General features: G+C 66.2%; 10 protein-coding genes. 3 read left to right on the top strand and 7 right to left on the bottom strand.

The window, feature by feature from the left end; translation table 11 throughout:
- Positions 1–65 precede the first annotated feature (65 nt).
- Positions 66–1511: an amidohydrolase family protein gene (locus Amn_RS07870; protein ID WP_286296025.1), complete on the top strand. Its 1446-nt coding sequence runs from the start codon at positions 66–68 to the stop codon at positions 1509–1511.
- A gap of 3 nt (positions 1512–1514) precedes the next feature.
- Here Amn_RS07870 and Amn_RS07865 read toward each other — a convergent pair whose 3' ends face one another.
- From Amn_RS07865 to Amn_RS07845, 5 genes are all read right to left on the bottom strand, one after another.
- Positions 1515–2030, bottom strand: coding sequence for a 2'-5' RNA ligase family protein (locus tag Amn_RS07865; RefSeq protein ID WP_286296024.1), 516 nt, complete (start codon positions 2028–2030; stop codon positions 1515–1517).
- Between the two features lie 189 nt (positions 2031–2219).
- On the bottom strand, positions 2220–3251 hold the full coding sequence (locus Amn_RS07860) for a DmpA family aminopeptidase (protein WP_286296023.1): 1032 nt from the start codon (positions 3249–3251) through the stop codon (positions 2220–2222).
- 5 nt (positions 3252–3256) lie between these two features.
- Entirely contained in the window at positions 3257–3844 is a 588-nt protein-coding gene (locus Amn_RS07855) for an NUDIX domain-containing protein (RefSeq protein WP_067966974.1), read from the bottom strand.
- Between the two features lie 188 nt (positions 3845–4032).
- On the bottom strand, positions 4033–5049 hold the full coding sequence (locus Amn_RS07850) for an amino acid ABC transporter substrate-binding protein (RefSeq protein ID WP_502874753.1): 1017 nt from the start codon (positions 5047–5049) through the stop codon (positions 4033–4035).
- 119 nt (positions 5050–5168) lie between these two features.
- Positions 5169–8219, bottom strand: a complete 3051-nt coding sequence (locus Amn_RS07845) for an aminotransferase class III-fold pyridoxal phosphate-dependent enzyme (RefSeq protein ID WP_286296021.1) — start codon at positions 8217–8219, stop codon at positions 5169–5171.
- A 130-nt stretch (positions 8220–8349) separates the two neighbouring features.
- Between Amn_RS07845 and Amn_RS07840 the strand changes: the two genes are divergently transcribed.
- Positions 8350–8787 carry an Lrp/AsnC family transcriptional regulator gene (locus tag Amn_RS07840; RefSeq protein WP_067964726.1) on the top strand — a complete coding sequence of 146 codons (438 nt, stop codon included), beginning with the start codon at positions 8350–8352 and terminating at the stop codon, positions 8785–8787.
- A 36-nt stretch (positions 8788–8823) separates the two neighbouring features.
- Here the strand turns inward: Amn_RS07840 and Amn_RS07835 are convergent, their stop codons facing one another.
- Positions 8824–9879: an alpha/beta hydrolase gene (locus Amn_RS07835; RefSeq protein WP_286296019.1), complete on the bottom strand. Its 1056-nt coding sequence runs from the start codon at positions 9877–9879 to the stop codon at positions 8824–8826.
- Between the two features lie 26 nt (positions 9880–9905).
- On the bottom strand, positions 9906–11351 hold the full coding sequence (locus Amn_RS07830) for an MFS transporter (RefSeq protein WP_286296018.1): 1446 nt from the start codon (positions 11349–11351) through the stop codon (positions 9906–9908).
- Between the two features lie 36 nt (positions 11352–11387).
- Between Amn_RS07830 and Amn_RS07825 the strand changes: the two genes are divergently transcribed.
- A complete protein-coding gene (locus tag Amn_RS07825; protein ID WP_286296016.1) occupies positions 11388–12362 on the top strand; it encodes a LysR family transcriptional regulator in 975 nt (324 codons plus the stop codon).
- Positions 12363–12399 lie beyond the last annotated feature (37 nt).

The following is a 12399-nucleotide window of genomic DNA, read 5'->3' as shown; positions in this document are numbered from 1 at the left end:
CGGAAGTCCGGCTCGGACTTCCGCAACCATGCGATTTCGCCCGCCGACTTTTGGAAAGCAGTGACATGACGCAGCCAGACATCCTCGTCCGCAACGTGACGGCGATCACCGTCGACCCGGAACGCCGGGTGATCGACCGCGCCTGGATCGCTGTCACCGGCGACCGCATCAGCGCCATCGGTGGCGACGGCGACGCCGAGCCTGTCGGCGCCAGGGACATCATCGACGGCACAGGCATGGTGGCGATGCCCGGCTTGATCGACAGCCATTCGCATGCCGGCCACGGGCTGGTGCGCAATGCCGGCGCCGGGCTCGACAGCTGGTTCGACGCCTGCGAGGAGATCTACGCGCGCGGCTCGACGCCGGACTTCTGGCGCGCCGAGGCGCGCATGACCCAGCTCGAACGCCTGCGTGGCGGCATCACCACCGGTATGACGCTGCTCGGTGGCGGCGCCGATATCTACCGCACCGACGATCCCATCTATGGCGACGCGCATTGCGGTGCGACCGCCGAATCCGGGCTGCGCACCTTCATGGCCGTCGGCCCCGGCCGGACGCCCTTCCCGAAAAACTACCGCCAGTTCTCGGAGACCGGTCAGGCGCGCGACGTATCCGTCGGCTTCGAGCGCCAGCTCGAGGTCAGCGAAATCCTGATCGATCGCTGGAACGACCTGCTCGGCCGCGGCACCGGCGTGTGCCTTGTCATGCCGGTCTATTATGCCGCCCAGGTGGCGGATGCCGATGCCCGACGGCAGGTCGTCGAGATGGGCGAAGCGGTCATGGATCTGCGCCGTCGCAAGGGCGTGCTGTTCACCCAGGACGGCCACCGCGACGGGTCGATCGCGCTGGCGCGCGATCTTGGTGTCCTCGGTGAGTTCGCGCTTCTGGGTCATAGCGTCGACCTCACCGAGGAAGATTTTGCAGCACTGAAGGAGACAGGCGCGTCGATCATCCACAATCCGAGCGCCATCATGTCGGTCTATGGCCGCTGCCCGGTGCCGGAGCTGCTCGAGGCTGGCATCAATGTCTGCCTGGGTTCGGACGCGGCCGCCCCCGACCGCGGCTACGACATGTTCCGCCACATGGCGCAGTGCATGCACTACCACCGCCGCCACTTCCGCGACCCGGCCTATCTGCCGCCCGGCAAGACCATCGAGATGGCAACGATCGACGCTGCCAGGGCGCTTGGCCTGGAGAAGGAACTGGGGTCGCTGGAGCATGGCAAGAAGGCCGACATCGTGCTGGTCGACATGCGCAAGCCGCATCTCTACCCGCCCGTCATGACGGTGACGCGCATCGCCCATTTCGCCAACGCCGCCGACGTCGACACCGTCATCGTCAACGGCAAGGTGTTGATGCGCAGCCGCAGGACCGACCATCTCGACGCCGAGGACATCCTCGCCGATGCCGCCGAGCAGGCGGCACTCGCCTTCGAGCGTGTCGGGCTGACACATCTGCTGGAAGAACCTGAGGAGTTCTGGCGCAACGCGCGTCAGCCGCTGCCGCTCTGAGCCTCAGCCCAGCAACGGCCAGTTGCCGACGCTCCGGCGGCGGCCACTGGCCGAACGATGCAGGAGATGAAACTCCGTGATCGGGACGACGATCGGCCGGTCGAGAGGCGTTTCCGGGACGAGCCTGTCGGCGTAGAGCACGGTGCAGTGGGGCACGAAGCCGACGCGCCGGCGTAGCCGGAGCCCCGCACGGTTCAACGCATCGATGATCCGGCGTTCGAGCTCCACCACCTTATCGGCACCCTTGCCGCACAGCAGAACCAGCGGTTTCGATTCCCGATTGTGGAAGCTGGCGATGCGGTCGAAGGCCAGCTCGAATGCCGGCACTCTGACTGTCGCGGCGGCGGCCGAGGCGTCATGCACCGTGGTTCGGTCGATCTCCCCGCCGTTGTGAAGCCCCATCAGCGAGACGTGCAGCTGTCCTGCATCGCGTGGCGTCCCGGACAGGCCATGGCTGCGGCGGGTATGGTCCGCCACCGTCGCCATCTGCGCCGACTGACCCGGATGCAGACGAAACATCAGCCTGTCTGCGTCGGACCTTGCCTGCCTTGGCCAACGCGACGGTGGTCGCAAACCAAGCGAAGTTGCTCCGAAGTCGAACTGGAGTTGCCGCGACATGACTTCCTCCTTTTTAAGAACAAAGAAGGAACATGCTAAGTTTATTTTCCGACCCCGGCAATCCTGCTTCCAGAGCCCGTCGAAGGCGATCTAGCCCTGCTCTCTCAACCAGTCTGCCAGCGACGGCCTGACATGCCCGGCGCGGCCATGCATGACCTCGGCTGCACACATCGAGTTCACCACGGCCTCCTCGGTTGCTTCGGCCGCGGCGCGGAACAGGCGATCGATGCGGTTTTCGTTGAGGGCGGAGATGGAAACGAAGTCGGCACGCTCGTCATGATCGAAAGTCCGAGCGGTCGAGAAGCCGAGCGCGATGTCGCCGCTGCCATGCCCCCAATAGGCGCCGAGCCTGGCGAGACCGGCGCCGCAGCGGCGGACGACGCGCTTGAGCTGTCGGTGTTCCATCGCGATGTCAGTGGCGAGGATGACGATGACCGAGCCCTTCTCGGCCTCTCGCCTGCTGCGCGGATCGGGGCGACGACCATCGGGAAGGACGAGATCGCCGGCGCGGCCGAAATTGGTCAGCACCAGCACGCCGACATGATGCGCGCTGCCGGCCAACTCGATGCGGCGCGAGGCAGTGCCGATGCCACCCTTGAAACCGAAGCAGCTCATGCCAGTGCCGGCGCCGACATTGCCTTCGGCAACCGGCCCGGACGCGGCTGTTGCAAGCGCTGCGCGGGCATCGTCCTCGGTGACGGCGAGCGCCTGGATGTCGCTGAGATGGCCGTCATTGCACTCCATGACCACGGGATTGACCGTCGACGTCTCGCGGCCGATGTCCGGATTCTCCAGAACCGCCGCGCGGATCAGCGCGTTGGCGCAGGTGCCGACGCCGAAGGTGTTGGTGAGCAGGATCGGCGTCTCGATCGAACCGAGCTCGTCGACCTGCATCAGGCCGGTGCTCTTGCCGAAGCCGTTGATGACATCGCATGCGGCCAACACCTTATTGCGGTACATGTTACCGCCATGGGGCAGGACCGCGCTCACGCCGGTGTTGAGGTCGCCCGAGCGAATGGTGCGATGGCCGATGGCCACGCCTGAAACGTCGGTGATGGCGTTGAGCGGTCCGGTCGGCGACGTGCCGAAGGAGATGCCGAGCTCGCGGGCGATGGTCGACATCGGCGCTAGGCTCCGCGCAAGAGGTGAAGGGCTGCGTATTGCAGCAGCATGATGGTCTTGGCGTCGCAGATGCGGCCGTCGGCAACCATGGCGAGCGCCTCATCGATGCCGATCTCCAGCACCTCGATGTCCTCACCCTCGCCTTCGTGGCCGCCGCCTTCGGAGATGCGGTCGCCGGGCTCGTAGCGGCCGACGAAGAAGTAGATCCGCTCAGTGACGGCGCCGGGGCTCATGAAGGCCTCGAAGACGCGGCGGACGTCGCGGACGCGGAAGCCCGTTTCTTCCTCGGTCTCGGCCCGAATGCGCTCCTCCGGGCTGGCATTGTCGAGCAGGCCTGCCGGCGTCTCGATCAGCATGTCATCGTAGCCACTGACGAAAGCCGGGTAGCGGAACTGCTTGACGAGAACGACAGTGCGGCGGACGGAATCATAGAGCAGGATGGTGGCGCCGTTGCCACGATCGTAGGTCTCGCGGCTCTGGAGCTGCCATTCGCCATCATTGCGGCGATACTCGAAGACCGTCTTCTTCAACAGATACCAGTCATCCGACAGGACTTTGACATCCTTGACGCGAACGCGATCGGCTATGCTCATCAATGCACCTATGCTGCGGCCCGACGAACGCGCCGGGAATCTCGCGAGGCAGCATAGGCGGGGCCGCGCTGACGCGCGACTTGGAAATTCTGGCGGGAAGATAAGGGGCCGCGCTGACGCGCGACCTGGAAATTCTGGCGGGAAGAAAAGGGGCCGCGCTGACGCGCGACCCCGGGGGAGGAAAGCGATCAGCGGACCGGCGGGGCGTACATCAGGCCGCCGGCATTCCACAAGGCGTTGATGCCGCGGTCGATCTTGAGCTCGCTCGACTGGCCGAGATTGCGCTCGAAGATCTCGCCGAAATTGCCGACCTTGGAGATAATGTTGTAGCTCCAACGCGGATCGAGACCGAGCTGCTGGCCGCTGTCACCCTCAGCGCCGAGGAAGCGCTTGATGGCAGGATTATCCGAGGACAGGCCGGCTTCGGCATTGTCCTTGGTGATGCCGAGTTCCTCGGCTTCGAGCAGCGCGAACAGCGTCCAGCGCACGATGTTGAACCACTTGTCGTCGCCCTGTCGAACGGCAGGCCCGAGCGGCTCCTTGGAGATGATCTCCGGCAGGACGACATAGGCAGCCGGATCGGTAAGCTTCAGCCGCTGGGCATAGAGTGCCGAGGCATCCGTCGTGTAGACGTCGCAACGACCGGTGTCGAAGGCCTTGATGATGCCGTCGGCGGAATCGATGACCACCGGCTCGTATTTCATCTTGTGGGCGGAGAAGTAGTCGGCGACGTTCTGCTCGGTGGTCGTGCCCTGCTCGGTGCAGACGGTTGCGCCATCGAGCTTGAGCGCGCTGTCGACGCCAAGAGCCTTGCGGATCATGAAGCCCTGGCCGTCATAATAGGCGGTGCCGACGAAGCGGATGCCGAGGCTGGAATCGCGCGACAACGTCCAGGTGGTCTGGCGCGACAGCACATCGACGCCACCCGACTGCAGCGCGGTGAAACGCTCCTTGGTCGACAGCGGCACGTAGCTGACCTTTTCCGGATCGCCGAGCACGGCGGCGGCCACGGCGCTGCAGAAGTCGATGTCAAAACCCGACCATTTGCCGGCATCGTCAGGCGCCGAGAAGCCGGCAACGCCCTGGCTGACGCCGCAGGTAAGCTTGTCGCGCTGCTTGACGATGTCGAAGGTGTCGGCCGCTGCCGGAATGGCCATCGCGGCCGAGCCGAGCAGCGACGCAGTTGCAAAAATCGTCCTCATCATTTCCTCCCTCTGGTGTTCGAGGCAAAGCCTCTGCTTGCCGCCGGCGCGTTGGCGCCGGAAGTCGGTGAATTCCCCTGTCGCTAATTCCCTCCGCGCGAGAGCTTCGCGCGGGCCTTGAGCTACACGCCTTCCGCCGATACCGCGGCGAACGCCTCCTCGAGCACGCCGACAAGATGATCGGCATTGGCACGGCTGAAGATCATCGGCGGGCGCATCTTGAGCACGTTGTCGTGCGGGCCCTCGGTGCCGATCAACACGCCGCGCGCCCTGGCCCCGGCATTGACCTTGCGGGCGAAGGCGGTCGCCGGCTGCTTGGTCCTGCGGTCGGTGACCAATTCGATGCCGAGGAACAGCCCCTGGCCCCTGACGTCGCCGATGACCTCGTAGCGCTGCTGCATCTCCCTGAAGCGCTCCAAGAGATAGGCGCCGACATCGGCGGCATTGTCGCGCAGGCGATCGCGCTCGATGACGTCGAGCACGGCGAGGCCCGCGGCACAGGACACCGGGTTGCCGCCAAAGGTGTTGAAATACTCCATGCCATTGTTGAAGCGGTCGGCGATCTCGCGCGTGGTGACCAGCGCCGACATCGGATGGCCGTTGCCGATCGGCTTGCCCATGGTGACGATGTCGGGGGTAACACCTTGCGTCTCGAAGGCCCACCAGTGGCTGCCGACACGGCCGAAGCCGACCTGCACCTCGTCGGCGATGCAGAAGCCGCCGGCGGCGCGGACCATGGCGTAGACTTCCTTGAGATATCCCTCGGGGAGAAACACCTGACCGGCGACGCTGGGAATGGATTCGGCGATGAAGAAGGCCGGCGCGCGACCCTCTGTGCGCATCGTCTCGATCTGCTCGGCAATGCTTTCGGCGAAACGCCTGGCATGCTCTTCGACCGGCCAATCATCCGGCGCGTGGTAGCTGTCGGGGATGGTTGCCTCGAAGACATGGGCCGGCCGGCCCTTGCCGCCCTTGCGTTTGTATTTATAGGGGCTGAGGTCGATCAGCTCCTGGGTGGTGCCATGATAGGCCCAGTCGAGCACCAGCGCGTCGTCGCTGCCGGTCAAGGTGCGCGACATGCGCAGCGCAAGCGAATTGGCCTCGCTGCCGGAGCAGGCGAAGGAAGCGACCGACAGGCCCTCGGGCAAGGTCGCCGTCAATCGCTCGGCATAGGTGACGATGGCGTCGTGCAGGTAGCGTGTGTTGGTGTTCAGTCTTGCTGCCTGGGTGGCGATCGCCTCGACGACATCGGGATGGGCGTGGCCGAGGTGGCAGACATTGTTGAAGCAATCGAGATAGGCGCGGCCGCAGTCATCGATCAGCCAGGCGCCCTCGCCGCGCACGAACTTGATCGGCTCGGAATAGGAGATCGACAGGTTGGGCAAGAGCGAGGCTTTCCGCGCGGCGACGATCTCGGGGCGGGTGCGGCCGGTCTGGTGAAAGGTCTCCGGCGGGATGCCGGCAAGCGTTGCGGCATCCGGGAACAGCTCGGCCCAGACGTCGAGATAACGCGCCTCGCCGACGCCGAGGATGTCACGAGCGGCGAGATCGGGGTCGGTCGAGATCTGGAAATGCAGATGCGGCGCCCAGCCGCCGTTCTCGGTCGGTGCGCCCATTTCGCCGACGAGCGCGCCGGCTTCGAGCGTCTCGCCCGGCTTCAGGCGGGCCATCGCCTCATGCGCCATGTGACCCCACAGCGTGACGAAGGGCGGGCATCCTTCAGGCGTGTGCTCCAGCGCGATCAGGCAGCCATAGCCGAGCGGGTCTTCCTCGATCTCGACGCTTTTGACCGTGGCGGCGAGCGGCGTATAGACCTTGGTGCCTGCCGGCAAAAACAGGTCGAGGCCAAGATGGTGGACCCGGCGGGCGCCTTCGACGAAGCGCGACCAGAAGATGTCGGAGGTGTAGACCGTGCGTGCCTCGCCCCAGGGGCCGATGCCGAGTTCGACGCCGTGTTCGGCGCACCAGGAATCCCACCAGGCGGTGGCCTTGTCGGGCTCCTGGCCGGCCGAAGTGGTCGTCATCGGATGAGCTGGATCGCCATAGGGCACCAGCGCCTTGACCAGGGTTGCCGGGTGACGATCGAGCACCGGTGCAAAACTCTTCCTGTTGGCCTCGATCCAGGCGGTGACGGCGCGGGCACCTGATACCGCGTCGAAGCCGCAGGCGTGGCGCAGGATGGCGGTGGCAAAACGGCGGTTCATCGCGCCAAGGCGGCGCAGCAGCCGCCAGGCCGGCGCCTCCGAGATGGCGAGATAGGGATTGTCGCCGGTCTTGTCCTTGCGCTGCGCCGACAGCGTGACCGAGATGACCAGGCGCATGGCAATGAGGTCGAACAGGAGATCGAGCTCTTCTTCGCGCAGCGGATATTCGGCATGGAAGCCGGCGGCCAGGGTCGCCGCGGCGCCGATCGGGTCCGAGACATCGAGGATCGAATAGGCGCAGGCGACCGCGACTTCGGCGATCACAAGCGAATGGAGCGCGTCGCCGAAATCGATGATGCCGGCAACCCGGTCGTGGTCGTCCTCATCGACGAGCACGTTCCAGTCATTGGCGTCATTGTGGATGACCTGGGCACGCAGGCCGGCGAGACGGGGCGCCACGGCGACGTCGAAATGGTCGAGCAGGCGGCGCAAAAGCGCGCGGTCGGCGACATCGGGAACATGGTGCAGGCGTTGGCGCGCGGCGCCGGCCTGGCGGATGTCCCAGTCGAAGCTCCTGATCGCGCCGGGATGGATGAAGCCCTGCAGCGCGCCGTCGAGCCGGCCGAGCGCGCGGCCGAGATTTTCGAGCAGCTTCGGGGTGCGCGCCGCTTCGGCCAGCGGCAGGCCCGGCAGCCAGGACACCAGCCGCAGCGCATGGCGCTCGCCCGAGGCACCGGTCGCTTCCGAGAGCGCCGCACCGTCGGCGGACGGCTTGAGGCGGGGAGCGGCGACGCCCGAGCGCGCGAGATGATCGAGCAAGGCGACCTGGAATTCGCTTTCGGAGGCCGGCTCGCTGGCATTGATGATTTTGAGAATCCACTGGGCGCCGTCGTCGGCCGAGAGCTTGAAGTTCTGGTCGCGCTCGCTGTCGAGTGATGCCACGCGACCGCTGACGCCGAACCGGCTCGACGCCAGCTCGGCGGCCTCGCCAAAGGAGAATGCAGGCGCGGGATGGGTCACGTCGGTCATGGTCTATCCGGAATTGCTGTAACTGGAGCTTGGCACGGGCCGAAAAATCGGGCATCCGGCAAAGCGTCGGTTGCACCGGCACTATGACTGCATGGACCGGCACTTTAACGGCACCGATCGGAACGGGGCGATGAAGGAACTCGACGCCAAGGACAGGGACATTCTGGGCATCCTGTCGAAGGAAGCGCGCATCCCGCTGAAGACGCTTGCCGGGCGCATCGGGCTCTCCCGCAGTGCGACCAGCGAACGCGTCGCGGCGCTGGAAAAGAGCGGCGTCATCCGCGGCTATCGCGCCGATATCGGCCAGATGGACAGCAACCTGGTCTCGGCCTTCCTGATGGTGACGCTGGTCTCGACGCCGTCGATGGGGGTGCTCGACCAGTTGGCACGCTATTCGGAGGTGCGGCGGGTATCGTCGGTAACAGGTCAGCTCGACCTGATGGTCGAGGTCGAGGTGCCGTCGATCGACCGGCTGAACACGCTGCGCGACATCATCGCCACCCATCCGAGCGTGCAGGACCTGACGACGCTGATCGTGCTGCGCCGGGACATCGAGCGGCGGGAGTAGCCGGCGGCACTGGATGCCGCCGGCAGTCAGGGCTGATCAAGCGACCTGCAAGGCGCGCCGGAGCGCCGATTTCCAGCCGGCGATGAAGGCTGCGGAAACGCGCGCTTCAGGAACCATGGCGTCGAAGCCGTGATAGGCGCCCGGCACGACCGACAACTCGACCGGCACCCCGGCCTCGACGAGTCGCCCGGCAAAGGCCATCGATTCCCGGGCGAACAGGTCGAGCGTGCCGACGCCGATCCAGGTCTCGGGAAGCCCGTGCAGGTCCTTTGCCCGCGCGGGAACGGCGCCCTCGGGTGCGTGCTCCATCACCGGCTTGCGCCCGAGCACCGAGGCCCAGCCGAAGGCATTGGACTGCCAGTTCCAGATGAACGTGCCGAGATGGGCCGGCGGCTGATGCAAGGCGGTACGGTCGTCGAGCATGGGGTAGCGCAAGGCCTGGAAGCGGAGGGGCAGTTCGCCACGGTCGCGCGCCCGGAGCGAGACGGCAGCGGCGAGGCCGGCGCCGGCACTTTCGCCGAGCAAGGCGATACGGCTCGGGTCGATGCCAAGCTCGCTGGCCGAGCGATGCATCCATTCGAGCGTCGCGTAGGCGTCATCGAAGCCGGCCGGGAACGGATGTTCGGGCGCCAGGCGGTAGTCGACAGACACGATGACGGCGCCGAGCTCGGTTGCAAGCTGTTGCAGTTCCTGAATGACCACCTCCGGCTTGCCGACGACGAGGCCGCCGCCATGGATATGCAGGATCGCCGGCTTGGCGGCTGCCTGCGGCGCGGGGTCGAGGACGACGACGCGCAGGCGCGGATTGCCGGCGCCGCCTGGGATGAACCGGTCCTGCGGCTGGATCGCCGGCAATGGCAGCGCCGGCGGGAACTGGGCGCCGCGCACCGCCTGGAGAGTGTCCATGCCGAGATCGAGCGGTGGGATGTGATCGAGGATCGGGCGCAGCTCGGGATCGACGAGGTCAAGCGGATCGATGGCGGCACCAGCCGCTGGTCCGACTGTCGGCGATGCCGCTTCGGCGCGCGCGCCTGTTGCAAGCATGAGAGCGGAAAAGGACATGGCGGCGAGTTCCCTGCGATTGAGGTGCATATTGGTCTCCTGAGATTTGACGTGGATTACCGGCCGGCCGAAGCGGCCCGGCCCGACGACGTGGAAAAGAGGAAGAAGCCGGCGATCGCACCGGCAAGCAGGATGACGGCGGCCGAGGTGAAGGTCGTCGCGTGAGCCGCGGCTCCCGCCGGCACCGTGGCGGTGACTGATATCAGCAGGGCGAGGATCGAGGCGCCGCCCATCTGGAGCGAAGTGTTGGTGAGCCCGGAGACCATGCCGGCCTCGCCCTTGCGGACCGAGGCGGTTGCCGCCTCGGTCAGGCTGACAAAGGAGAATGACGAGCCGAAGCCGCCGATGGCAAAGGCTGCGATGGTGAGCAGCAGATAGGGCTCCCCCGCAGCCACCGGCAGGAACGACAGGGCGAAGGACGACAGGCTCATCAGGGCAAAACCCAGGGCGGCAATGCCGCGCGGCGCCATGTAGCCCATGGCAAGAGGTGCGAGGCGGGCACCGACGATCGAAGCCAGTGCGAAGGGCAGGAACAGCAGCCCGGTTTCGAGCGCCTCGAGCCCGCGCAGCTGCTGGAAGTAGAGCGAGCCGAAGAACAGCGAGGTCAGCGGACCAGCGGAGTGGATGAAGATCAGGGCATTGGCGACGGCGACCGGGCGGTTGCGCAGGGTGGCGAGGTCAAGCAGCGGTGCTGCGCTTCGGCACTCGATGAGGACGAACAGGACGAGCAGAACGGCGGCGGCGAGCCACAAGCCAAGGGTGCTTGGCGTCGGGTGCGATGTCTGCGCAATGGCAAGGGTGAGCGCACCGAAGCCGAGCGTCGCGGTGGCGGCGCCAGCCCAATCCATCGGCCCGGACGGGGCCTGGCCGTCGCCGGCCACGCCAGCGGCGCGCCTTGTGGCCCAGGCCATGACAAGGCCGAGCGGGACATTGATCAACAGCGCCGACGACCAGCCGAAGGTGCTGGTGAGCAGGCCGCCGAGCAACGTTCCCGAGGCGACGCCGACGGTGGCCGAGGAGGCAAACAGGCCGAGCGCCCGCAGCCGTGCCGGACCGGAAGGGTAATACAAGGTCAGCAAGGCGAGCGAGTTGGCGGCAAGCAAGGCGGCACCGGCACCTTGCAGCGCACGAGCGGCGATCAACATCGACATCGAGACGCTGTACGCGCCGATCAACGAAGACAGCGCGAAGACGACCGCGCCGGCGGCGAACATGCCGCGGTGGCCGAGACGGTCGCCTGCCCTGCCGGCCAGTAGCAGCAAGCCGCCGAAGGCCAGGGCATAGGCGTTGAAGACCCATTGCAGGTCGCGCTCGGTGGCGTCGAACGCTTGCGCCAGCGCGGGGCCGGCAACCATGAGGACTACGGCATCGATGACCACCAGGAACTGGGCGCCGCAGATGATGAGGAGCATCAGCGACGCGGGTTGTGCCGGCGTGCCGGCTTCGGGTGAGGAGGAATGGGGAAACATCTGGTTCATGGCGACAAGATAGATTATCTCCATTAAACTGATAATTTGCCAAATCTGGAATGACTATCCATGAATAGAAATAATGAGCCTGACCGCGCCGGCGCTACCAGGGATGAGCGGCTGCCACCGGTCGAGGCCGTGGTGATCTTCACCCGCGTGGCCGAGACCGGCAGCTTCACTGCCGCGGCACGCTCGATGGGACTTCCGCTGGCAACCGTCAGCAAGCGCGTGGCCGAGCTCGAGGAGCATCTCGGCGTCAGGCTGATTGCGCGGACAACACGGCGATCCTCGCTGACCGAGCCGGGCAAGCGATTCCTGACCCATGGCCAGCTGATCGTCGATGCCTTGCAACGCGCCGCCGACGAAGCGGCACAGGCGGTGGCGGAACCGTCGGGGCGGCTGCGGCTGACGATGTCGACGGTGCTGGTCGAGGCCGGGCTGGGACGGCTGATCGCGCGCTTCGTCGCCGCCAATCCGAAGCTGCGCTGCGAGATCGACGTCTCCGACCGTTATGTCGACCTGATCGCGGAGGGCTACGATCTCGCCATCCGTGTCGGCAGGCTCAAGGACTCGACGCTGATCGCCAGGAAGATTGGCAGCACCGAAGCCTCGATGTTTGCCGCGCCGTCATTGGTCGCCGAGCGAGGCCTGCCGTCAGACCCCAAGGCGCTTGACGCCTATCCGCTGATCGGCGAGCAGATTTCGCCGTCGGACACGCAGCAATGGCTGCTGCATCATGCGACGCAGAAACCGGCGAAGATTGAGTTCAAGCCGCGCATGTCGGCCAACAATGTACGTGCCATCGCCGAGGCAATCGAGGCGGGACTTGGAATCGGGCGGCTGCCGACATTCGTCGGACGGAGGATGGCCGAGCATGGCCTGGCCGTGCCGGTGCTGCCGGAATGGGCCGGGCCCGGGCTCGACATTTCGCTGGTCTATGCCGCGCATCGCGGCATGTTGCCGGGCGTGCGACTGTTGATCGACCAGTTGAGCCGCGAGGCGGGCTCGCTGCTCCCAGGCCACGCGGCGCTGGCCGCGCGGTGACTTTCGCGCTATGCGGCTGCCGAGCGCTGCCCGAGGC

The sequence above is a fragment of the Aminobacter sp. Y103A genome (assembly GCF_030294925.1).
Classification (GTDB): domain Bacteria; phylum Pseudomonadota; class Alphaproteobacteria; order Rhizobiales; family Rhizobiaceae; genus Aminobacter; species Aminobacter ciceronei.
This window is presented reverse-complemented; position numbering and strand designations above follow the sequence as displayed.